This window comes from Corynebacterium tuscaniense DNF00037 (genome assembly GCF_000759055.1).
In the GTDB taxonomy this organism is placed as follows: domain Bacteria; phylum Actinomycetota; class Actinomycetes; order Mycobacteriales; family Mycobacteriaceae; genus Corynebacterium; species Corynebacterium tuscaniense.
On the sequence record NZ_JRNG01000017.1, the window covers coordinates 24,859 to 43,473 of the forward strand.

Sequence of the window (18,615 nt, forward strand, 5' to 3'; positions counted from 1 at the left end):
CATACGTATTGACTATGCGGTTCACAGATAGGGATACTGGACGTGAACGCCAAGGGCGTGGCTCAACTCACCATGTCTACAGCGTTGTGCCACTGCACACGCCATAACACGAAGTTGAGTGGAAGCTTCCAACTTAGATCCCGTCAGAAAGGGGACCACATGACCACCACAGGACAGGCTCGTACCGCACAGGAAATCCAGAAGGACTGGGACGAGAACCCGCGCTGGAAGGGCATTACCCGCGACTACACCGCAGAGCAGGTAGAGGTTCTGCAGGGCACCGTTATCGAGGAGCAGACCCTCGCACGCCGCGGCGCAGAGATCCTCTGGGACGGCATCACCAAGGGCGACGGCTCCTACATCCACGCCCTCGGCGCCCTCACCGGTAACCAGGCTGTTCAGCAGGTCCGTGCAGGCCTGAAGGCCGTCTACCTCTCCGGTTGGCAGGTCGCTGGTGACGCTAACCTCTCCGGCAACACCTACCCGGACCAGTCCCTGTACCCGGCTAACTCCGTACCGAACGTTGTCCGTCGCATCAACAACGCTCTGAGCCGTGCAGACCAGATCGCACGCGTCGAGGGCGATACCTCCGTAGACAACTGGCTCGTCCCGATCGTCGCTGACGGTGAGGCCGGCTTCGGTGGCGCCCTCAACGTCTACGAGCTGCAGCGCGCAATGATCCAGGCTGGTGCCGCTGGTACCCACTGGGAGGATCAGCTCGCTTCTGAGAAGAAGTGTGGCCACCTCGGCGGCAAGGTCCTCATCCCGACCCAGCAGCACATCCGCACCCTGTCCTCCGCACGTCTGGCAGCAGACGTCCTCGACGTCCCGACCGTGGTCATCGGCCGCACCGACGCTGAAGCTGCAACCCTGCTGACCTCCGACGTTGATGAGCGTGACGCTAAGTTCCTCACCGGCGAGCGTTCCGCAGAGGGCTACTACTACGTCAAGAACGGTGTCGAGCCCTGCATCGACCGTGCAAAGTCCTACGCTCCGTACGCTGACCTGATCTGGATGGAGACCGGTACCCCGGACCTCGAGCTGGCTAAGAAGTTCGCCGAGGGCGTCCACGCTGAGTTCCCGGACCAGCTGCTCGCCTACAACTGCTCCCCGTCCTTCAACTGGTCCTCCCACCTCGACGAAGAGGAGATCGCCAAGTTCCAGAAGGAGCTGGGCAAGATGGGCTTCGTGTTCCAGTTCATCACCCTGGCTGGCTTCCACGCTCTCAACTACTCCATGTTCGACCTGGCTTACGGCTACGCTCGCGAGGGCATGCCGGCGTTCGTCGACCTGCAGAACCGCGAGTTCCAGGCAGCATCCGAGCGCGGCTTCACCGCTGTCAAGCACCAGCGCGAGGTTGGCGCCGGCTACTTCGACCGCGTTGCCACCACCGTCGACCCAAATTCCTCCACCACCGCCCTCAAGGGCTCCACGGAGGAGGGCCAGTTCTAAGCTTGTAGCTTGATCTGACCAGAAGCCCGCACTGCCGTTGTGTAGTGCGGGTTTTCTCTTTGCTCAGGTTGGGGCGGGTCGGCTGGGGCGGGTCGACTGGACTTGAATTTAAAAAATCGTGCACAAAATCACTATTTTCCCAGGACGCGCCCTCAACTTTCGAAAATCGTGCACAACTCCCGCCGGGATCAAGCCCCGAAGGAGGACGAATACAACCCACCCGACACTGACCACGCCCCAAAACGTGCACTGAAAAGCGTAAACTCAGTAACCATCAATCCCCGAAATACACCACGAACGAAGGAGCACATATGACCGACATCCAGTTCATCGCCACCGCCGACATCGCCGACATCCACGACAAGGACGTGCAAAGTTGCGACATCCAGTTCCGCAACTACGGCGGCAAGATCGAATTCTGCGGTGAGATCCAGACGATTTCTTGCTTCCAGGACAACGGCCTGGTCAAGAAGACGCTGAACTCCCCAGGCGAGGGCAAGGTGCTCGTCGTGGACGGTCACGCGTCCATGCACACGGCTCTCATGGGCGACATGATCGCCGCCGCTGGTGTGAAGAATGGATGGGCCGGCGTGATCATCAACGGCCCGATCCGCGATTCGGCTGAGGTGGCCACCATGGAGTTTGGTTGCAAGGCGCTGGGCACGAACCCGCGTAAGTCCAACAAGGATGGCGTGGGGGAGCAGAACATCGTGCTGCGTCTCGGCGGCATCGAATTCGTCCCTGGCCACTACGTTTACGCCGATTCGGACGGCGTCGTCGTGTCTGAGAACCCGGTGGAGCCGAAGTAGATAAGTGCCTGAAGGTCATGTTCTTCATCGCCTCGCGCGCCAGCTGAACACGGAGTTCGGCGGCCGCGAGGTCGAGGTCACCAGCCCGCAGGGGAGGTTCGCTGAAGAAGCAAAGCTTATCGACGGCTCCGTCCTCACCTCCGCCCACGCTCACGGCAAGCACCTGTTCATCTCTTTTGAGACTGAACAGATAGATTCTTGGGTTGTGTATATACATCTTGGGTTGATTGGTTCTTTGCGCTTTGAACCAGCAGAGGAGGAGTGGGGGCAGATGCGCCTCCACATTTCCAATGGCATTGTGGCGGCGAATTTGCGCGGACCTCAGGCTTGCCTGTTGTTGCGGCAGGGGGAGGCGGACGCGATCGAGGATAAGTCCGGCTTCGACCCAATCGTGGAGAAGGACCCGCCTGAGGCCTTGTTTGAGCGTGTGTCACGCTCAAGGCGCACGATCGGCTCGCAGCTGATGGACCAGAAGCTTTTCGCTGGTGTAGGCAATATTTATCGTGCTGAGGTGCTGTTCCGGCAGGGGGTTCACCCGGCTCTGCCCGGCAATCAGTTGAGTCGCAGCGAGTTCGATGCCGTGTGGACGGACTTGGCTGAGCTCATGGACTACGGCGTCGAGCACGGCCGGATTGATACCGTGCGCCCCGAACACACCCCGGAGGCGATGGGCCGGCCCCCGCGCAAGGACGACCACGGCGGCGAGGTGTACGTCTACCGCCGCGCCGGCGACCCTTGCTACGTGTGTGGAACGCCCATTGAGATGAAGGTGGTTGAGGGCCGCAAACTGTACTGGTGTTCGCGCTGTCAGTAGGCTAAAGGTCCCTTTACCTGCGTCACCAATGGTGATAGGTTGACCTCATGAGGCTCACTATTAGGTTGGACGATGACGTTTACATGGCCGCCAAAACCACGGCCGCGCAGCAGAACTCGAGTATCGGTCACGTCATCAATGAGCTTGCCCGCGATGGCTTGAAAGTGGTGCCTGACCAGGAACCTTTCCGCCAGAAGACCTTCAACATGGGCATGAAGGTGGATTGCACAAACGTGAGTGAGGTCCTTGGTCTGCTCGATGAGCAGGAATACTCCGATGATCGTTGACGCAAACGTCCTGATCTACGCTGTCGATTCCAGTTCGTCTCATCACCGCGAAGCCTCCGACTGGTTGGAATCAGCACTAAGCGGTCCAGAGAGAGTTGGGCTCCCTTGGGTATCTCTCATCGCCTTTCAGCGTATTTGTACAAACCCGAGGCTTTTTGACCATCCGCTTTCTCCGGCAGCAGCATCAGATCTCATAGACGCATGGGCCGAACACCCCAACACATGGATCCCAACCCCGAGCCCCAATCATGCTCATATCCTGCGGATGCTCACTGTGAACAATGAAGCTGTGGGCAACCTGGTCACCGATGCCCATCTCGCTGCCCTTGCCATCGAGCATGGCACTTCAGTGTGTTCATTTGACCGTGATTTTGCCCGCTTCCACGGGGTTCAGTGGGTTAATCCCCTCGACCGCTAGAGTTAACGCGCCTAGGGTGGGGGCATGCTTCACGCCTACACAGTTGAACAGATCCGTGCGGCCGAAAAGCCACTGCTTGAGGCCCAGACTGCGCCCGATGATCTGATGAAATCCGCAGCTCATGCCGTGTTTGAGGCGGCAGGGGCGATGCTTAGGTGGCCGGATACTGTGGGGGATTTCCGGGAGTCACCGAAGTGTTTGCTGCTCGTGGGCAAGGGCGGCAATGGGGGTGATGCGTTGTATGCCGGGGCGGAGCTGGCCCTGGCGGGACACGCGGTGGATGCGTGGTTGGCGTGGGGGAGTGCGCATGAGCCGGCGTTGGAGGCGTTCACTAACGCGGGCGGCACGGTGCTCAAAGACGCGCCTGAGGATTGCCGCGATTACCGCCTCGCCATCGATGGACTGACAGGCATCGGGGGCGCTGGCGGCCTGGATGAGCAGGTCGGAGAGGTGCTCGACGGCCTGGCGGACTGGTACGTGCACGTGTTGGCGGTGGATGTGCCGTCGGGGGTCGACGCGGACACCGGGGTGCGCGGGGACATCCACGTTACGGCGGATGCGACGGTGACATTTGGCGGATGGCGCCGGGCGCATGGTTTGGCGCCGGAGTGTGGGATTCAGTTGTTAGCGCAGCCGTCCATCGCCGATGGCCGCACCATCGCGGATGAGCTGGACGTGGGCGCCAGCGATACTGTGCTCTTCCGCGCCGTCCCAGGCGAGACACCCCAGCCGTGGCCGGACAGCCTTGACACACTGCCCGCCGACAATGAACCGCTCATGGAGCCAGGGTTCTACGACGACAAGTACACCGGCGGTGTCGTGGGTATTCGCGCTGGTAGCGCTACGTATCCCGGAGCTGCATTGTTGGCCACCACTGGTGCAGTGCGCGCCACACCGGCGATGGTGCGATATGCGGGGTCGCAGGCGGGGGAGGTGGTGCGGGGGCTGCCGGAGGTCGTCGTGAAGCAAAGGCTTGAGGATGCGGGGCGCGTGCAGGCCTGGGTGTTCGGGCCGGGCGTGGGCACGGATTCGCAGGCGCGCGGCGAGTTGGCGTTGTTGTTGGGGCGCGAGGAGCCGCTGCTTATCGACGCCGACGGGCTCACCCTCCTTTCCACCGACCCCGAACTGCGCGAGTTGTTGCGCGGGCGGCCCGGAGAGACGGTGCTGACCCCACACGATGGCGAGTGTGAGCGGCTCCGCGATGCGCTGGGCATTGACCCCGCGAGTCGCTGGGAGGAAGCGCAGGCACTTTCCCAGGCGTTGAACTGCACTGTTGTGCGCAAGGGACGCGCAACCATCGTGGCTGACCCGGCGCGGGACCACACGCTCGTGGTGGACACGGGCACGTCCTGGGCGGCCACGCCTGGTTCCGGTGATGTGCTGGCCGGGATCATGGGTGCGCGGATGGCACGTGAGCAGGCGCGGTGGGGCGGGGCCACATTGGGCGTGGCGCAATCGGTGATCATTCACGCCACCGCGGCGTGGCTCTCCGCACAGACGGAGTTCGGGCCGGGGCCAACGAGCGCCTCGAAGATCGCCGAGTCCATCCCGGCCGCCACGGCGAAGCTCCGGGTTCTGCCCGCGGAGCCTGCGGCGAATCGTGCTAAAAAGTTCCGGGGTTTTTAGCGGTTCTGGCGCCACACACCTGTCATCAGCGCAAACACGAACGGCAGACCCGGCGCGCAGATGAGCAGGTACCAGGGCCACGGGCCGAAGAACTTCAGCGGGGACCAGCCGCGCGGGTGGCCGTTGGAGAAGAAGTAGTTGCCGCCAGTGACCTTGTTAGCCACACCGGACACCGCCGCCCAGACCATGGTGATGCCGGCGACCACGCGCCAGTCTTTCCAGTTCGGCCGGTAGCCCAGGCCGAAGGTGAGCACGACGGGTACCACGGTGGCGGCGATGTGGAAGTACCAGTAGGCGAGCTCTTGCAGCCACTTCTTGTCCTGCACATACGCCATGTCCGGGAAGAAAATGGCCATGGGGTTGAGGAAGAGCCCCCAGTAGTAGGACAGCGCCGTCGCAGTCGGGTTACCGGTGCCCACCGCCAGTGGCGTGATGTATCGCAACAGGTCAGTGACATGAAAAGGCGCGGTTTCATCCCACACCAAGCGCTTCGGGTTAAGCACCCAGATGAAGTACACGGTGGTGATGATCCCCATGAGCGCGCCGGCGACCTGGCGGGCGGCTTTGAGGGTACCGCGCGGTAGCCGTTTCACCGCAACCACGAGCACGCCGCACAGCATGATGAACAGCACGACTGCAGCAAGGTGTTTGCCGTCGAATTGCCGGATCGTGGGGTACGTCTTTCCGGTGTGCTGCGAGGTCCAGGGTGGCGGTTGATTAGGCATAATCACGTTCTAGCACTTTTCCTGCTTAAACGTGGCCTCGTCAACATGCAATCTTTCCTACGCGGGTCTAGCGTTGCAGTGTGGCTTCAAAGGTGTCCTCTCAATCCCAGGTTTTCCCCTACGTGCCGTTGAACGCGATGGGTTTTGCCGCGTTTGTGTACGTCACGTTTGAGATGTTCTCCATCGGTTTGATTAGTCCGATGGCGGCGGACCTTGGCGTGACGGAAGGCCAGGTGGGGTTGTTGATGACGGTGTATGCAGGCATCGTCGCCATCATCACCATTCCACTGATGGAGCTGACTGCCCGCTTTGACCGCAAGCCGGTATTCATGGCCACCTTGGTTTTCCTGCTGCTGGGCATCGTGCTGCAGGGTTTGGCCGCGAATTATTGGATGTTGGTGGCAGGCCGTGTGTGTGCTGCGCTTACCCACGGTTTGTTTTGGTCCCTCGTCAACCCGATGGCTGCACGCCTGGCCCCACGGGGCATGACAGCGAAGGCGGTGGGAGTGGTCTCTTTGGGGTCGACCATGGCGTTGGTGGCGGGTTCACCGCTGACCACCCTCATGGGTAATGCCGTGGGCTGGCGTGGTGCCACGTGGATCCTCGGTGCGCTCGTAGCTGTGGCATTTGTCCTCCTCATGATCTTCTTGCCCCCTCTGCCCGCCATCCCGCCGCGGGGGAGGGAAGAAGGGGTGCAGCAGCGCTCTGCTCTCCCCGCACTGGTGGTGTACCTGGCTCTGGTGATTACCGCGCTGTTCTGCACCTACACTTACCTGGGGCTCTTTGTGGAGCACACCCTTGGCCACTCCTACGTCGCCCTGGGTCTTTTCGCATATGGCTTGTTTGGCATCGTTGGTGTGTTGTCGGCGGGTAAACGCTCTGACCGCCGCATGCTGCGCATGAATGCCCTGGGAACGGGCTTGATCTTGTGTGCTGGTTTGGCTGGCTTCTGCGCGCTGCTTCTCGACGGCACAGCACCTGCCCTCGGGTTGGTTCTCGCCGTGGCCGTGATCATGTTGCTGGGCGTTTCCGGTGGCGGACTGCCCACGGCCGCCACCACGTTGTTCCTCCATGCCGGGGAAGCGAACCAGAACCGTGCGTCCTCTATTTATGTGGTGACGTTCCAGGTGGGCATTGCTAGTGGTTCCGCAGTGGGTGCGCTGCCGGTGGACGCTGGGTACCTGCCGGGCACACTGTTGATCACCGCCGCCCTTGCTCTGCTTGCCGCAGCCGAGCTCAGTTTCCGCGCCCGCCCGCTTTTGCGCTGATGTAATCTGTCCGCATGACTGGCACCGATCCCGCTTTCACTCCACCCGAACCACGCCCAGGTGCTGCGGAGGTGATCTTCCGTCGCCTACCCATGGCAGACGGTGAGACCTTCGGCGGGTGGACCTCTGCCCGCGCCGCTAACCCCAATAAGCAGGTGCTCACCTGGGTGAGTGGCACCGAAACACTCCTGCCTGGTGCCCACGCGTTTGCCACCACCAGCTTTCAGCTCGGCATCACTGATAGCGCGTGCACGCCTGCCACCTTGGACTTCGGCAAATTTTCGCCAAAGCCGTTCTCCCTTGTTGGGTTTGATTCGGGGGTGGCGGGGGAGGGCCTGGTGTTCGTCGGCAAGCTTTTTGGGCAAGAAAGCCCCGTGCAAACAGCACGCCCGATGCTCGGCGCGGAGTTGCGCGTTGAGCCCGGAGCGGAGTTCGTGTTCGTCGTCGATGAGACTTTCACGCATGGCATGATTGCACTGGACAAGGGACTGTTTTTGGAGAATGAAAGCCTGAATCCCGCTACGATTGCCATCACACGTCCCGGCGCGAAGACCCTGAATGTGGTCAATGCTTCTGATCGCGTGGTGTCCGCGCTGCTGCTTGGTGGCCGCTAATCACACCGCAATATTTTTCCCGCTGTCCACTTAAGTGGACAATATCGGCCCCCACGGATGCCTTTTGGGCCGTAATGTGGGCGACATGATCATCACGCTGCTCTTGTCTCTGGAGGGTTCCAGCCCGCAAGTGTCCAGGTTGGTCAATGTTTCGGACCACATGCACCTGGGCTCATTCGCCACGCTTATTGACGCAGCTTTTGGCTTCTCCGGCACCACCAACCACATCTACATCGCTGAGGAAGATGGCCAACGCACCCTCTACACCGCATCCCCTGGCGCGGATGAGAAGGATGAAACCGCGCTGGCCATCGGCGATATTGGTGAGATGACCTACGTGTATGACCCGGCGGCGCACTGGACTATTCACCTTGAGGTGCTGGGGATCTCCGAGATTGATTCGCCAGCACCCATGCTTGTGGATGCGCAGGGGCCCGACGTCATCGAAGCATGCGGCGGACCCGAAATGATGACCGCGTTTCACCGCGAGGCGATGCGCCTTGCCGCTGGCCTAGAGCCCGACATGCGGATCTCCCCCCTACTGCTCAGCTTCATGCCAGTGATGTCACCGGAGCGCCTTATCGAACGCTTGTCCACTACTGATCACTGCACCGTGGCGGAACGAATGGCGTATTCCTCCGAGGACTTCTTCATGCCTGAGCCGGAGGATTTCACGGAGGACCCTCGCACGCCGGGTATTGCGGAGGATTTCGATTCCTTCATCAGTTCTCGTCCTGACCTGCAGCAGATTATTTCCCTCGACCCGAATCCAGAGCGGAACCCAGCCGTCATCGCAGCGATATCGGAGTTCTTCGCCGACCACCTCCCCGACGAGGATGATGTTGATCTGTATCCCTTCACCCGCATCGTGTCCAATATTCGTGCCTTCCTAGACCACTGCATGGAGGGCGTGAAGCTGACCAACAAGGGAACCCTCCGGCCGGGCGATGTGCGCACCCTTGCGGAGAACTTCGGCTTAGCCCTCGAACCCGGCAACCACGCTGCTGAAGCCGTCCCAGCAGTCAATGCGCTTCGCTCCTTCCTGGAGGTCAGGGACTACTTGTCGGTCGAAGATAACTACCTCCTTGCCCTACCAGGTGGAACAGCCGTTGCTGAGGAGGCAGACGTTCTCCTGACCTGCTTCGAGGAGGACCTGTACCTCTACTTCAGCGCTGTATACGCCGAAGACGCCGAAGAAGTACTCAACTGGGTAGCTGATCCAACCGGCTACCCCAAGCGGCCTAAAAACCCGGAGTTTGTGGTTGACTTGTTCATCGCCCTTGGCGTCCTTGAACAGGGCTCCACCCCAGAACAGATCGTGCACACCGCGCCCGGCCGGGAAGTCTTGCAGATCATGCTCACCTTCCCGGAGGATTAAGCTGTTCAGCCCGCGTCCAGCACCAGGAACAAACCAATGGCCGCGAACATGGCCATGCCGATGGTGATGGCAAACACACCAAAAACGTTGGCCCTCACCTGTTCCTGTTTGATGCCTTCTGCCCCAGTGCGGTACTGGGCCCGGTTGCGCGCAATGATCACCAACGCGATGCAACACAGAAGCCCAATCGCCCCGAACACCAATGCGGAGTAGGGCACTGACCAGCGCAGCAGCGTCAGTGACGCGACGAACATGGCCAATGCGGTGCGCGTCCACGACAGCGCCGTGCGCTCTGGCTGCAAGCCCAAGTCCACAACCGGGATGGGGGAGCGGTTAATTCGTGCCATACCCCTAGAACAGCCCCACCAACACGATGGCGCTCGCCAGGGCCACACCAACCCCCAGCACCGGCACGATTCCCGGCGCGGGAAGTGGCTTCTTGTGCCGTAGCGCGCGCTCAATGCGTACCCACCGCACTGCCGCGCCCGTCGCAATGGCTGCACCCACCAGGATGAGCGCCACCGCCGCAATTTGGCGCACTTCGGGGCTCAACCCGCCGATTCCGAATGCTTCAAGCGCGATACCGCCGGCCAGAAACGCAAGCGCAGTACGCGTCCACGCGAGGAACGTACGCTCATTAGCCAGCGTGAACCGCGGGTCCGGCTCTTCACCGTCCGGGAAAACGGTGCGGGTGAACACGTCGCGTTCGTCGTGGGTCTTCGCGCTCATATCTGCACAGTCTATGGAAATATGCCTACGCTGGGGGACTATGACCGCTACGAAGACTCTCCTTGTTACTGATAACGGCCCGCAGATCGTCGACACCACCCCAGAGCACGCCGGCGAAGGCGACACCCTCATTCACGTCAGCCACTCCTCCGTCAACTACAAGGACGGCATGGCTCTCGCCGGCAACAAGGGCGTCGTGCGCACCCTACCCATCGTCCCCGGCATCGACGCTGTGGGCACGCTTGAGGACGGCACGCTCGTCACCGTCAACGGCTGGGGCATCGGTGAGCGCCGCAATGGCGGTTACACGCCTGAATTGCGTATCGACGCCGCCCAGATCACCCGCGTCCCCGCCACCTTCGACGCCTGGACCGCCGCCGCCATCGGTACCGCTGGCTACACCGCCGCCATGTCCGTTGCCGCCTACGAGCGCTTCACCAACTCCCGCCCCGACCATGAGGACGGTGCCGTCCGCGGCCCCGTTGCCGTCACCGGCGCCACCGGCGGTGTTGGTTCGATTGCCATCCAACTGCTTGCCGCCCGTGGCCATGAAGTCGCTGCTATCACCGGCCGCGTTGAAAAACATGGCGATTACCTGCGTGAACTCGGCGCCATCGACGTCATTGACCGCGCTGAACTAGCCAACAAGGGCAAGCCTTTGCAGAAGGTCCGCTTCGGTGGCGCCATTGACACCGGTGGCTCCATCCCACTGGCCAACTTGCTTGCCCAGGTGCAGTGGGGTGGCACCGTCACCGCCTGCGGTCTCGCCGCCGGCCCGGACCTGGAGACGACCGTGATCCCGTTCATTCTCCGTGGCGTCAACCTCGCCGGCATCAACTCCGTCGATGCACCCAACGCCTTCCGGGATGAAGCATGGGCCATCCTCGCCGAGTCCCTCGACGTGGAAAAGCTCCGCTCCTACACCGACACCGTCGACCTCGAAGGCGCGATCCAAGCTGGTGCTGACCTGCTTGCTGGCAACGCCCGCCATGGCCGCACCGTCGTTGCGCTATAATTTGCTCAAAGGTTCCACCCCGCTGACAAAAGCCCCAGAAGGCTTTTCGCCCCGTGCGATAGGCGGGGTGGTCGCTTTTAGTGTGTCATTGCTACACCTGCTTCACCTTGCTGGGATCTCCCAGGCTTTCGCCGCCGATAACCAGCCCGACGAAGATGATTGTCGCTAGGGAAGCGAGTCCGATCCAGAGCCAGTGGAATTTCGGGCCAAACAACCGCGCCAGCACAGCGCCAACGAATGCACCAAGGGTGTTCATCAGCAGGTCATCGATGTCGCTGTAGCCAAGCGCGAAGATGTATTGGGATGTCTCGATAGCCAGGCTCAAACCTGCTCCGAACAGGGTCGTTGCAAGAAGTGGGCGGGGTGTGCTCTGAAAAAGAATGTAGGCCAGCATGCCCACGGGCACGAAGAATGTGAAATTCCCGCCATACTCAAAGACGGGCCCGAACCATGAGCTGGCATTGATCAGGTCATCGAACGGGGCGAGGGAGAGTCCTCGCCGCATTTGGTTGGCGGGGTCCCACAGGTAGCCAATGCGGTAGAAGGCTTTGAGCATGGTCAGGGCGATGACCACGCCCGAATAGCCAACGAGGGCGCCAATCGTGGCAGTGCGCTGCTTCGTCATCGGCTCCCTTTTCCGGCTACTTGACCACAAGGTTAACCATGCGGCCCGGCACCACGATGGTCTTCACCACGTTCTTGCCTTCAGTGAGGGAGACCACGCGGTCGTCGGCAAGCGCGATCTGCTCAATCTCGTCCTTGGACGCCTCGGTCGGCACGTCCACACGCGCGCGAACCTTGCCGTTGATCTGGACGGGGATTTCCACGGTGTCGTCCACAAGCAAGCTCTCGTCGAAGGTCGGGAACGGCTCGAACGTGATCGTGCCTTCATGGCCGAGGCGTGCCCACAGCTCCTCGGCGATATGCGGCGCGACGGGGGAGACCATCTGCACGAGCGGTTCCACTGTTTCACGTGAAACATTGCCGGTCGCCTCGCGAGTCTTGGTCAGGTAGTTCACGAATTCGATGAGCTTGGCCACAACGGTGTTGTCGCGCAGGTGCCCGTAGTCCTCGCGGACGCCGGCGATGGTGCGGTGAAGGTGCTTGGCGTCCTCTTCGCTCAGCGGCTCATCGCTGACGGTGACCTCACCGGTCTCCTCATCCACGACCAGGCGCCACAGGCGCTGGAGGAAACGGTGAGCACCCACAACGTCCTTGGTTGCCCACGGGCGAGAGGTGTTCAGGGGGCCCATGGACATCTCATAAACACGCAGCGTATCGGCACCAAAGTCGCGTGCGATGTCGTCCGGAGCAACGGCATTCTTCAGGGACTTGCCCATCTTGCCGTATTCCTGGTTGACCTCTTCGCCGTTGTAGTAGAATTTGCCGTCCTTCTCCTCAACGTCAGCGGCCGGGACGTACACTCCACGGGTATCCGTGTAGGCGTACGCCTGAATGTAACCCTGGTTGTACAGGCGGCGGTACGGCTCCTTGGAGCTGACGTGACCGAGGTCGAAGAGCACCTTGTGCCAGAAACGTGCGTACAGCAGGTGCAGCACGGCATGCTCCACACCACCGACGTAGAGGTCCACACCACCCGGATCATTCGGGCCGTGCTTGTCCGGCTGCGGGCCGGTCCAGTAGCGTTCATTCTCCAGGTCACAGAACTTTTCCGCATTCGTCGGATCGATGTAGCGCAGCTGGTACCAGGAGGAACCTGCCCACTGCGGCATGACGTTGGTATCGCGGGTGTACTGCTTCTCACCGTCGCCGAGATCCAGCGTCACGTTCACCCAATCGGTGGCCTTCGCCAGCGGGGGAGCGGGCTCCGAATCCGCATCCTCCGGATCGAAGGAGACTGGGTTGTAGTCCTCCACATCCGGCAGCTCCACCGGCAGCATCGACTCAGGCAGCGCGTGGGCCACACCGTCATCGTCGTACACGATCGGGAACGGCTCACCCCAGTAGCGCTGACGCGCGAACAGCCAGTCGCGCAGCTTGTACTGAATACGCTCCTCACCAGCACCTTCGCTGACCAGCCAGGCAATAGCCTTCTCAATACCTTCGTCCTTGCCCAGACCATTGATGTCCAGGCCGCGGTCATTCGCGGAGTTAATGTGCGGGCCGTCCTCAGTGAAGGCCTCTTCCTCGATGTTGCCGCCGTCAAGCACCGGCACGATCGGCAGACCAAAAACAGAAGCGAACTCGTAGTCACGCTCATCGTGCGCCGGCACAGCCATAATCGCGCCCGTGCCGTAGCCCATGAGCACGTAATCCGCGATGAACACCGGCACCTTCTCACCGCTCACCGGGTTCACGGCGTACGAGCCTAGGAAAACACCGGTCTTTTCCTTATTCTCCTGACGCTCCACGTCAGACTTCGCCGCGATCGCGCGCTTGTACGCCGCCACAGCATCCTTCGGCGTCGCCTCGCCATAGGTCCATCGCTTATCGACGTCCTCCGGGTACTCCCCAGCCACCAACTCATCCACGAGCTCATGCTCCGGCGCGAGAACCATGTAGGTGGCACCAAACAGGGTGTCGGGGCGGGTGGTGAAGACGTCGATGCCGAATTCCTGACCTGCCGGGCCCTGGGCACGGAAGGTCACTTCTGCACCGCGGGAACGTCCGATCCAGTTGCGCTGCATTGCCTTGACCTTGTCCGGCCAGTCGAGCAGCTCCAAGTCGTCGAGAAGCCTGTCCGAGTAGGCGGTGATGCGCATCATCCACTGACGCAGACGCTTACGGAAGACCGGGTAGTTGCCGCGCTCCGAACGGCCATCAGCGGTGACCTCCTCGTTTGCCAACACCGTGCCCAAGCCCGGGCACCAGTTGACCATGGAGTCAGAGAGGTAGACGAGGCGGAATTCGTCGATAGCCTTCTGCTTCTCCGCCGCATCGAGGTCGGCGTACACGCGGCCATCCTTGGTGGTGCGGGTGCCTGCCTCAAGCTCGCTAATAAGCTCCTTAATTGGGCGCGCCTTCTGCTGATCCTCATCGAACCAGGAATTGAAGATCTGCAGGAAGATCCACTGCGTCCACTTGTAAAACTCCGGGTCCGTGGTGGCCACCGCGCGACGACGGTCGTGGCCCAGGCCCAGCGCGTCCAGCTGACGCGTCATGTTCTCAATATTCGCCATCGTGGTCGTGCGCGGGTGCGTACCCGTCTGGATGGCGTACTGCTCTGCCGGCAGACCGAAAGCGTCGTAGCCAAGCGTGTGCAACACGTTCTTGCCTAACATGCGGTTGTAGCGCGCGAAGACATCCGTCGCGATGTAGCCCAGCGGATGACCCACGTGCAGGCCCGCGCCGGAGGGGTAGGGGAACATGTCCTGGACATTGAGCTTGTCAGCCGGCAGATCGCCCTCACCCGTAGCTAGATCGCCCACCGGGTTCGGTGCATTAAACGTCCCGTTGTCGTTCCAGTACTTCTGCCACTTCTGCTCAATCTCATTAGCAATACCCGCCGTGTAGCGGTACGCCGGTCCAGTCGCGTTAGTCATGGTTAGCCAGTGTAATAGGTCACCCCCACCAGCACAGCGCCCGGACGCCTCTAGCGATGTTTCACGTGAAACATCGCAGGGTGCGGTTGACTAAACCCCTACTTTTTCACCCACTCCACGATCGCGTCGAGCCTGTCCAGGTCGACGCGGTCAGTGTCTTTGCCATAAGTATCAATCATCATGCGCTCGTTTTCGGTCTTGCCGGGCTTCAGCTTCAACATCGTGATCAGGCCTTTCATGATGTTGCGGTGCTTGGGGCTCAGCTCGGAGTAATTGAGCCGGCCGGGCAGGTAGAAGCGCTTGACATGCCCAGCCAGATCACCGAGCAGCGCGCGAGCCGGGTCCTGCGCCTCAACCACGTGGTCAAGAGTCATGCCCACTGTCACGAGGGCTACTTTTCGCTTCTCGACGCCCTCCTGACCCACCTCCTTCACCACCTTCACGCCAGGATGGGATGGCCCGTGAATGGGGGAGAGGATGATCAGGGGTTCGTCGGTGGCGCGGATAGCAGACGCGCTGCCCTCGGTGATCTCCTCGGCGGTGGTACCAAGGCGGGTGGCGAGCTCATCGGCGTACTGCTTGGTGGCGCCGTAGAAGCTGGCGTAGTAGATAGCGGCGGTCAAGATGTCTCTCCCTAGAACGACGAGGAGCTACCCGATGCGCTGAAGCCGGAGGAGGAAACGCCCGGTCTGGTGCTGGAGGACTGGGCCTGTTCGTGGGCGCGGACGTTGCTGTCGTGCCAGCTGCTCATGGATGCGTAGGTGACGTAACCGGGGTAGTAGTAGTAATCGCGGTCGTAGACGGCAGGGCGACGGAGTGGCTCGTATTCCTTCACGTCGGAGAACTCTTCCTTCTTCACCTGCTCGAGGAGCAGCCGGTAATCCCCAAGCACACGGACGAATTCGTCCATGAAGTTCGGGGCCGTCGGGTTGGCATCGAGCCAGTTGATGCGCTCTAGCAGCTGGTCGAGCTCGTAACTCAAGCGGTCATTCTTCACGCCGACGCGGGCGGCCATGACATCCTCGCGCAGGTCGGTGAGGCTGGTGCGGCGCGTGGCGGCGTCGCCGTTGTCGATGTTGAACATCCGGTTGATGTTGTTCTCGGCATTGGAGACATGCTCGACGGACTCAGCGGCCTCGCGTAGCTTCTTGCTGTTCTTCAGCACCTGCTTGTCATTGGTCATGTCAATGTCGCCGATCCCGCCGGCACCGCTGACGGTCTCGTGGTAGCCAAGGAAGCGATCGCGGACCTCAGCCCACTGTTTGCGCATCTCCGCATCGGCGAAGGCGGAAGAGAGTGAGTTAGCGCGAATGTCCACTTCGTCGAGGCGGCCAGAGAGCGCCGCGTACTCACCTGTCACGGCCTTGTAGTCCTCATGTGCTTGCTCTAGTTTCCGGCGGCGGCTCCACCGGGAGATGCCGGTGCCAACAACGACGAAAGTGCCAACACCAACAGCACCCATGCCGCCACCAATAGCAAGGCCGTCCCGGTCACCCTTTGCTTGGTCGAAGCCATATTCCTCGGCGGCTTCAACGTCGAAAGCGGTCTTGGCAGCTGCGAAGAGGCCGGCCGGGATGTTGCCGTCACGGACGCCGGGCTTCATGGCGTCGAGCACCTCTTCATCGCGCTGGCCGTAATCGACCTGGAGCTGCGCGGCTACGTCATCGCCGTAGTAGGCGAAGGCTTGGCGGGGATCAAGGCCAACGCCGATGATGGCGGTGCCGTCGGCGAAACGGCCATCGTCGTTAGACGCATTGCCAATGAGCTCCGGGTAGGTGTCACGCACGTACTCCTCCACAGAGTCGAGAACATTCTCGTGGTTAGTGGCGAAGACGAGGTAGTGGAGTTCCTTCACCACGGCGGGGTGGTCTAGACGCTCGGCGCCGCGAAGCATACGGGCTTCGTCCTCTGGGGAGAGGACGTCCTGGGGGTCGTCGATAGTCACGGTGGGTGCCTGGCCAACCTCAACAACGAACTGCGCCGGGTCGGGCGCGTCCGTCAAAGCGTAGGTCAGTCCGGCACCGCCAGCCCCGGCGAGGGCGACGACGCTGAGTGCGCCGAGGGTGAACTTCTTTGTTGATCCCATAGCCATGCGCCCCATCCTAGGCGCACAAAGAAAAACCGATGTTTCACGTGAAACATCGGTTTTTGGCTAAAGCCAAGAGGGGTTAGACGGAGCTACGCGCTTTCGTCGATAAGCTCCTGCTTCTCAGCATCCTCTGTGGAGGTGCGCTCCATCTTGCCGGCGGCGAAACGGTTGACCACAAGCGCAATCGCACCGTCGCCGGTGACGTTGGCGGCGGTGCCGAAGGAGTCGATGACGATGTAGGCGGCGATCATGAGGGCGACCATGTCGTCGTTGAAGCCGAGCATAGAAGCGAGCAGACCGGTTGCCGCCATGATGGCGCCACCCGGGACGCCCGGCGCGGCGATCATCATGATGCCGAGCAGGAGGATGAAGCCGAGGGAGAGACCCCAGGAGATGTCCATGCCCGCCATGTAGATGACGGCGAAGGCGTAGAGGCCGATCTTCATCATGGAGCCGGACAGGTGGATCGTTGCGCACAGCGGGACGACGAAGCCGGCGACGTTCTCATCCACCTTGTTATTCAGCGTGGACTTGAGGGTCACCGGGATGGTTGCTGCAGACGACGAGGTACCCAGGGCGGTGAAGTAGGCCGGCAGCATGTTGCGCAGGGCGGTCACCGGGTTGACGCCAGCGATGGCGCCGGCAATGAGGTACTGGAGGATGAGCAGCAGGATAGTCATGATGACGGCCAGGACTAGCACCTTGCCAAAGGCGGTGAGGGTGGCGCCCATGTTGTCGTTCATACCCAGGTTGAGGAACATGCCGAAGATAAACAGCGGCAGCAGCGGGATAACAAAGGACGTAACCACCTTCATAATCACGCCCTCAAACTCGGTGGCCAACTTGTACATCGTGTCGGACTTCACGGCGGTCATAGCAATACCCACGCAGAAGGCGAGCACCAGGGCAGTCATGACAGCGAACGGCGGATCAATCTCCACGGAGAAGAAGGGGGACAGGGCGCCCTCCTCCACGTCGTCAACAGCCGTGATGAGCTTCTGGTCACCCAGCAGCCGCGGGTACAGCGCCACAGACAGGCCCCAGGCGATGAGGCCAGAGATGATGGTGGAGCCGTACGCAATACCAGCAGTAAGGCCGAGCCACTTGCCGGCACCCTTGCCCAGACCGGCGATGGCCGGGGTGATCAACGCGAAGATGAGCACCGGGACGAAGAAGCCCAGGAAGTTAGAGAACAGACCGTTGAAGGTGATGAAGATGCGGGCGAGCCACGTGGGGAAGAAGAAGCTGCAGGCGATGCCGAGGATTATGGCCACGACGATCCAGAACAGCAGCGACCGGGTGATCGGCTTAGAGTTCATAGTTGAAACCTTTGTACGGGAATTGACATGTACTCCTGCATTGTCCAACACGGAACCCCGCAATACGAAACTGTCGCCCTATCAGTAGACTTCCAGGCATGACTGCTGGCGCCATCATCGGAATTATCTTTATCGTTTGTGCTCTTGCTTTGCTGGTTCCCGGCGCGCTCGCCACTGCGGGTCGCCTGCCGGGCAACAGCATTGTTGGTTTGCGCGTGCCGGAGGTGCGCAAGGATGAAGGTATTTGGGTGCAGGCACACCGCGTTGTGGGTCCGTACTTGATCTTCGGGGGTGCTGCGCTGGCGTTTGGGGCGGCGTTTTCCTTCATCGCTTCCGGTTGGCTGTGGCTGGCCCCTGTTCTGCTCGCCGTGCTTGCGGTAGTCGCATGTGCGCTCGGCGGGAACATGGGTGCGCGTGCCGCAAGGCTTATCGACGACGCCAGGGCAAACACTGCCACCACCCCCGCCGACGATGCCCCGGCCACCTCAGTAAATCTGGATGCGCTCCGGAATGCAGCGCGTGAGGCGGATCAGGATTAAATGCCTACTCACCGGCCTAAACTTGACGGC

At 61.3% G+C, this 18,615-nt stretch carries 19 protein-coding genes; 11 read left to right on the top strand and 8 right to left on the bottom strand.

Translation table 11 applies throughout. The features are described from left to right. Window positions 1-159: 159 nt before the first annotated feature. From aceA to HMPREF2129_RS04770, 6 genes are all read left to right on the top strand, one after another. Window positions 160-1,452 (top strand): isocitrate lyase, encoded by a 1,293-nt coding sequence (aceA, locus tag HMPREF2129_RS04745; RefSeq protein ID WP_034663844.1) that lies wholly within the window; start codon window positions 160-162, stop codon window positions 1,450-1,452. Between the two features lie 311 nt (window positions 1,453-1,763). Further along, window positions 1,764-2,261 carry a ribonuclease E activity regulator RraA gene (rraA, locus tag HMPREF2129_RS04750; RefSeq protein WP_034663846.1) on the top strand — a complete coding sequence of 166 codons (498 nt, stop codon included), beginning with the start codon at window positions 1,764-1,766 and terminating at the stop codon, window positions 2,259-2,261. A 4-nt stretch (window positions 2,262-2,265) separates the two neighbouring features. Beyond that, window positions 2,266-3,075, top strand: coding sequence for an Fpg/Nei family DNA glycosylase (locus tag HMPREF2129_RS04755; protein WP_034663848.1), 810 nt, complete (start codon window positions 2,266-2,268; stop codon window positions 3,073-3,075). A 47-nt stretch (window positions 3,076-3,122) separates the two neighbouring features. Further along, entirely contained in the window at window positions 3,123-3,362 is a 240-nt protein-coding gene (locus HMPREF2129_RS04760; RefSeq protein ID WP_034663850.1) for a hypothetical protein, read from the top strand. Further along, on the top strand, window positions 3,352-3,780 hold the full coding sequence (locus tag HMPREF2129_RS04765) for a type II toxin-antitoxin system VapC family toxin (RefSeq protein WP_034663852.1): 429 nt from the start codon (window positions 3,352-3,354) through the stop codon (window positions 3,778-3,780). Before HMPREF2129_RS04760 ends, HMPREF2129_RS04765 begins: the two co-directional genes overlap by 11 nt. Window positions 3,781-3,804: 24 nt before the next feature. Beyond that, window positions 3,805-5,406, top strand: coding sequence for a bifunctional ADP-dependent NAD(P)H-hydrate dehydratase/NAD(P)H-hydrate epimerase (locus HMPREF2129_RS04770; protein ID WP_034663854.1), 1,602 nt, complete (start codon window positions 3,805-3,807; stop codon window positions 5,404-5,406). Here HMPREF2129_RS04770 and HMPREF2129_RS04775 read toward each other — a convergent pair. Then, the gene (locus HMPREF2129_RS04775; RefSeq protein ID WP_034663906.1) at window positions 5,403-6,131 is read right to left on the bottom strand and encodes a YwaF family protein; all 729 of its coding nucleotides are present in this window, start codon (window positions 6,129-6,131) and stop codon (window positions 5,403-5,405) included. The two genes, HMPREF2129_RS04770 and HMPREF2129_RS04775, sit on opposite strands and share 4 nt — an antisense overlap. 137 nt (window positions 6,132-6,268) lie before the next feature. Here HMPREF2129_RS04775 and HMPREF2129_RS04780 point away from each other — a divergent pair, with 137 nt between their 5' ends. The 3 genes from HMPREF2129_RS04780 (at window position 6,269) to HMPREF2129_RS04790 (ending at window position 9,391) form a co-directional block, all read left to right on the top strand. Further along, window positions 6,269-7,399 (top strand): MFS transporter, encoded by a 1,131-nt coding sequence (locus HMPREF2129_RS04780; RefSeq protein WP_052092794.1) that lies wholly within the window; start codon window positions 6,269-6,271, stop codon window positions 7,397-7,399. A 14-nt stretch (window positions 7,400-7,413) separates the two neighbouring features. Further along, window positions 7,414-8,013 carry a pirin family protein gene (locus tag HMPREF2129_RS04785; RefSeq protein ID WP_034663856.1) on the top strand — a complete coding sequence of 200 codons (600 nt, stop codon included), beginning with the start codon at window positions 7,414-7,416 and terminating at the stop codon, window positions 8,011-8,013. A gap of 85 nt (window positions 8,014-8,098) precedes the next feature. Continuing rightward, a complete protein-coding gene (locus HMPREF2129_RS04790) occupies window positions 8,099-9,391 on the top strand; it encodes an IS1096 element passenger TnpR family protein (RefSeq protein WP_034663858.1) in 1,293 nt (430 codons plus the stop codon). Between the two features lie 5 nt (window positions 9,392-9,396). On the opposite strand, the gene HMPREF2129_RS04795 is transcribed toward HMPREF2129_RS04790, so the two are convergent. Beyond that, the gene (locus tag HMPREF2129_RS04795) at window positions 9,397-9,738 is read right to left on the bottom strand and encodes a DUF202 domain-containing protein (RefSeq protein ID WP_034663860.1); all 342 of its coding nucleotides are present in this window, start codon (window positions 9,736-9,738) and stop codon (window positions 9,397-9,399) included. Window positions 9,739-9,742: 4 nt separating this feature from the next. Next, window positions 9,743-10,120, bottom strand: a complete 378-nt coding sequence (locus tag HMPREF2129_RS04800) for a YidH family protein (RefSeq protein WP_034663861.1) — start codon at window positions 10,118-10,120, stop codon at window positions 9,743-9,745. Between the two features lie 40 nt (window positions 10,121-10,160). Between HMPREF2129_RS04800 and HMPREF2129_RS04805 the strand changes: the two genes are divergently transcribed. Next, complete coding sequence (locus HMPREF2129_RS04805; RefSeq protein ID WP_034663863.1) at window positions 10,161-11,135, top strand: acrylyl-CoA reductase family protein; 975 nt, start codon at window positions 10,161-10,163, stop codon at window positions 11,133-11,135. Between the two features lie 91 nt (window positions 11,136-11,226). Here the strand turns inward: HMPREF2129_RS04805 and HMPREF2129_RS04810 are convergent, their stop codons facing one another. The 5 genes from HMPREF2129_RS04810 to HMPREF2129_RS04830 all read right to left on the bottom strand — a co-directional run bounded on the left by HMPREF2129_RS04810 (window position 11,227) and on the right by HMPREF2129_RS04830 (window position 18,046). Then, on the bottom strand, window positions 11,227-11,760 hold the full coding sequence (locus HMPREF2129_RS04810) for a VanZ family protein (RefSeq protein WP_034663865.1): 534 nt from the start codon (window positions 11,758-11,760) through the stop codon (window positions 11,227-11,229). 16 nt (window positions 11,761-11,776) lie between these two features. Beyond that, entirely contained in the window at window positions 11,777-14,638 is a 2,862-nt protein-coding gene (leuS, locus tag HMPREF2129_RS04815; protein ID WP_034663867.1) for a leucine--tRNA ligase, read from the bottom strand. Window positions 14,639-14,736: 98 nt separating this feature from the next. Further along, window positions 14,737-15,261: a flavodoxin domain-containing protein gene (locus HMPREF2129_RS04820; RefSeq protein WP_232218102.1), complete on the bottom strand. Its 525-nt coding sequence runs from the start codon at window positions 15,259-15,261 to the stop codon at window positions 14,737-14,739. 11 nt (window positions 15,262-15,272) lie between these two features. Next, window positions 15,273-16,730 carry a DUF5129 domain-containing protein gene (locus HMPREF2129_RS04825; RefSeq protein ID WP_232218103.1) on the bottom strand — a complete coding sequence of 486 codons (1,458 nt, stop codon included), beginning with the start codon at window positions 16,728-16,730 and terminating at the stop codon, window positions 15,273-15,275. A gap of 86 nt (window positions 16,731-16,816) precedes the next feature. Further along, on the bottom strand, window positions 16,817-18,046 hold the full coding sequence (locus tag HMPREF2129_RS04830; RefSeq protein ID WP_034663873.1) for a dicarboxylate/amino acid:cation symporter: 1,230 nt from the start codon (window positions 18,044-18,046) through the stop codon (window positions 16,817-16,819). Between the two features lie 98 nt (window positions 18,047-18,144). Between HMPREF2129_RS04830 and HMPREF2129_RS04835 the strand changes: the two genes are divergently transcribed. Then, window positions 18,145-18,585: an SdpI family protein gene (locus HMPREF2129_RS04835; RefSeq protein ID WP_034663874.1), complete on the top strand. Its 441-nt coding sequence runs from the start codon at window positions 18,145-18,147 to the stop codon at window positions 18,583-18,585. Window positions 18,586-18,615: the final 30 nt, after the last annotated feature.

Excerpts from the sequence above, each read along its gene's own strand:
- HMPREF2129_RS04790 (WP_034663858.1), top strand. The coding sequence starts at position 8,099 with ATGATCATCACGCTGCTCTTGTCTCTGGAGGGTTCCAGCCCGCAAGTG.
- HMPREF2129_RS04835 (WP_034663874.1), top strand. The coding sequence starts at position 18,145 with ATGACTGCTGGCGCCATCATCGGAATTATCTTTATCGTTTGTGCTCTT.
- HMPREF2129_RS04785 (WP_034663856.1), top strand. The coding sequence starts at position 7,414 with ATGACTGGCACCGATCCCGCTTTCACTCCACCCGAACCACGCCCAGGT.
- HMPREF2129_RS04810 (WP_034663865.1), bottom strand. The coding sequence starts at position 11,760 with ATGACGAAGCAGCGCACTGCCACGATTGGCGCCCTCGTTGGCTATTCG.
- HMPREF2129_RS04800 (WP_034663861.1), bottom strand. The coding sequence starts at position 10,120 with ATGAGCGCGAAGACCCACGACGAACGCGACGTGTTCACCCGCACCGTT.
- HMPREF2129_RS04780 (WP_052092794.1), top strand. The coding sequence starts at position 6,269 with ATGGGTTTTGCCGCGTTTGTGTACGTCACGTTTGAGATGTTCTCCATC.
- HMPREF2129_RS04765 (WP_034663852.1), top strand. The coding sequence starts at position 3,352 with ATGATCGTTGACGCAAACGTCCTGATCTACGCTGTCGATTCCAGTTCG.
- HMPREF2129_RS04825 (WP_232218103.1), bottom strand. The coding sequence starts at position 16,730 with ATGGCTATGGGATCAACAAAGAAGTTCACCCTCGGCGCACTCAGCGTC.
- HMPREF2129_RS04830 (WP_034663873.1), bottom strand. The coding sequence starts at position 18,046 with ATGAACTCTAAGCCGATCACCCGGTCGCTGCTGTTCTGGATCGTCGTG.
- leuS (WP_034663867.1), bottom strand. The coding sequence starts at position 14,638 with ATGACTAACGCGACTGGACCGGCGTACCGCTACACGGCGGGTATTGCT.
- HMPREF2129_RS04805 (WP_034663863.1), top strand. The coding sequence starts at position 10,161 with ATGACCGCTACGAAGACTCTCCTTGTTACTGATAACGGCCCGCAGATC.
- aceA (WP_034663844.1), top strand. The coding sequence starts at position 160 with ATGACCACCACAGGACAGGCTCGTACCGCACAGGAAATCCAGAAGGAC.
- HMPREF2129_RS04775 (WP_034663906.1), bottom strand. The coding sequence starts at position 6,131 with ATGCCTAATCAACCGCCACCCTGGACCTCGCAGCACACCGGAAAGACG.
- HMPREF2129_RS04770 (WP_034663854.1), top strand. The coding sequence starts at position 3,805 with ATGCTTCACGCCTACACAGTTGAACAGATCCGTGCGGCCGAAAAGCCA.
- HMPREF2129_RS04795 (WP_034663860.1), bottom strand. The coding sequence starts at position 9,738 with ATGGCACGAATTAACCGCTCCCCCATCCCGGTTGTGGACTTGGGCTTG.
- rraA (WP_034663846.1), top strand. The coding sequence starts at position 1,764 with ATGACCGACATCCAGTTCATCGCCACCGCCGACATCGCCGACATCCAC.
- HMPREF2129_RS04760 (WP_034663850.1), top strand. The coding sequence starts at position 3,123 with ATGAGGCTCACTATTAGGTTGGACGATGACGTTTACATGGCCGCCAAA.